Genomic DNA, 2769 nt, shown 5'->3' with positions numbered 1-2769 from the left:
GTAAGAGACGATCTGCCCACCAAGGAAGAAATACTCGCCGACGACAGGGTGCGCGACCAGGCGCTCGAGGCCATACGCCAGCGAACGCAGGGCGCCATCCGCGACTTCAAGAAAAGCATCAAGGGAATGCCGGGCGTCGACTACATCGCTCCGGTCGAAGTGGATAAGGCCTTTGCTCCGCTCTTGCACATCGAGGCGACTCCCGCGGCGCTCCGGAAGATCGGCGGGCTGGCAGACGTGATCCGGCTGGCATGGGGCGTGAACGAGCAGGAGGCCATGGGCGAGGCTTTCGATGGCATCACAAGGCAGAACATCGTGCGCGATGTTCAAGGGTGGGACGGCACCGGCGTCAACGTGGCCGTATGGGAGGGCGACTACCCCGAGTCCTGGTTCGACCTGCAAAGCGTACCCCTGGTCCCGGTCGGCTCCGGCTGCATGGGCATGTGGGGGTTCGAACGCGAATGCCACTGCCCCTCGCCTAAAGGAATAGGTTTGCCCCATGCAAGGGAGGTCGCAGGCATAATCCGGTCGTCAGGACTGACGTTCGGTGGCACGGCAAGTGGCGCGAACCTCCTGATCGCCAACTACAGCACGGCTGTCTTGGGAGACTGCAGGTTAATGCCGGGCGCCCCGAACGACTGGATCAGCGCTGCCTGGTGGGCAACCGGCAAGGGAGCCAGCATTCTCAACAGCAGCGAAGCCCATAAGTACAACAGGGCGCAAGAAACCTCGCAAAGCCTGATTGAGATGTATCAAGACTATCTTGTTACGCAGCCGCCCTATCCAACGTTCGTGACTGGGACAGCCAACGGAGGTAATTGGCTGAAGGTGGGCAGCGCCAACCGCAACGGCATCGTCGTGGGCGCGGCCGACGATGCGGGGTCCACCAGCCGCAGCGCGGCCACCATGCCCTGGTTCTCGCAGGGAATGAACCTGATCCCAGGTTGGGAGCTGCCCCATATCCTGGCTCCCGGGGTCGGCGTCAACACGGCGCAGCACTCCCCTCCCTGCACCCCCCCGAATCCTCCGGACCCGTGTGACGACACCAACGTTCCCAAGGGAGGGGCGGTTGGCACCAGCTATGCGGTACCCATCATTTCGGGCATCGTGGCGAGCGTCCATCATCAGAACCCGGGGCTGAAGTGGTGGCCGGAGGTCATGGTCCCCGCGCTCATGGTATCGGTCGAAAGCGAGGCCAACGTCCATGGGGTATGGCCGCTGAACCTGCACGACGCGGTAGATGATTGGGACGGCGCGGGCCTGGTCAACGCGAATGCCACCGTCCATCTGCTCAAACCCAGTCACTACAACACCGGTGGAGGGTCCTACAAACTGAGAGGGTTCAACGCGCATAGCCTGAGCCCGAGCACGCATCCCGCGGGCCAGCTGTTTCCGGAGGTCTATCATGCGCGCGCCGGCGACCAAGAGACGCTTCTTGTCGCATCGATCCTGTTCTCGCAGCCCCAGCAGTGCGAGCCTCCCCCTTGTTCCTCGGCGCCCTACCCGAATCACTCGCTATGTATCTACGATGCGCAGACTGGCAACATCGAGGCATGCTCGCAGCATCCCGCCAGCAACTACCAGTTCGTATCCGTGGACAATAACTCACCTAACGCCAAGGACTACGACATCAAGCTCTTCATGATCAACTGGAATGGCGTCCCGTTCGGCACGACCCATGGCATCGCATGGGATACGTTGGGGGATTAGGGCTCCCAATGGCGGCGAGCACACGTAGCGCTGTCCGGAGGTGGTGTGCGTTGCTGGTGCTCCTATGTGCCTGCAACTCGGGTGGCGCAGCGGGTAACGGAGGCAGCGCTGGTGGCGTGGGAGCGGCCGGTGGCCGGGGCGGTGGCGGCGCCTGGGGCGGCGCCGGTGGTTCCACGTGCGGCTGGGCAGCATCCGGCGGCTGGGGCGGCGTTGGCGGCGCCCGCCCCTGGGCAGGCGGTGGAGTCGGTGTGGCGGGCTTCGGAGGTCTCGGCGGCTGGGTGGGCGCGGGCGGTTGGGCCGGAGCCGGTCACTGGGGCGGCGCCTGGGGCGTTGGGGCTGCCGGTGGCTGGGGCGGCAGCGGCGGCTCGTTGGGCGCGGCCGGCCTTGGCATTGGGGGCGACGGATACAACTGCGACTTCCCCTTTCTACAGGGCTTGGCGGGCCAACCCAGGGGGCAGGCAAGCCTCTATTGCGGTAGTCAAGGGCCGATTTGCGAGGACGCCCAAGTTCAAGAGCTGTTGTGTTGCACGCCTGCGGGTGGCTGCGGCCTGCAGCTCGGAAACACCTGCGTGCCCAACGACGACAAGAGCGGCTGGCCCCCGCATAACTTGGGCTCCGCGTGCCCGCCCGCCACCTTGAACTTTGATTGGCTGGGCAACTGCGCCATGGCCGGCTGCTGCCGCCGGGACGGCAGCTGCGGGCTGTTGGCACCGTATTCGTGGGGTGTGTGCGTCGACCGTGTCCACTTCGCAGACAGGGGCCTGCAGCCCATATGCTGCAATCCAGCGCCCTGACGTGGAACAACCCCCGGACGGAATTGATTGACACGCAGCGCTGAGAGCGGCATCCCACTCAACGGCACCTGCCCGCCCCCGGAACCTGATCGGAGGACGGGATTGCGGCTGTGCGATGGTGGCTGTCGCCGGGGGTGGAAAAAGCGCGTCTAAACGGCGCTGGCCAATTGGATCAAGCAAGCCACCCACCGAATCCCGGGGCTTGAAGCGCGTCTTTTTGGCGCTTGGTTAGGCGCGCGGGCGAAGATCGTGGCGGAGCCAGCCG

Annotated in this window: 2 protein-coding genes; both read left to right on the top strand. The window is 65.0% G+C overall.

From position 1 onward, the window contains the following. A partial coding sequence (locus MJD61_21405) for a S8 family serine peptidase (protein MCG8557815.1) occupies positions 1-1710 on the top strand: 1710 nt, incomplete at its 5' end. Between the two features lie 50 nt (positions 1711-1760). Continuing rightward, a complete protein-coding gene (locus tag MJD61_21400) occupies positions 1761-2504 on the top strand; it encodes a hypothetical protein (protein ID MCG8557814.1) in 744 nt (247 codons plus the stop codon). Positions 2505-2769 lie beyond the last annotated feature (265 nt).

Source organism: Pseudomonadota bacterium (genome assembly GCA_022361155.1).
GTDB lineage: Bacteria > Myxococcota_A > Polyangia > Polyangiales > JAKSBK01 > JAKSBK01.
The sequence above is the reverse complement of the archived record's forward strand: the minus strand, read 5'-3'. Positions and strand labels throughout refer to the sequence as shown.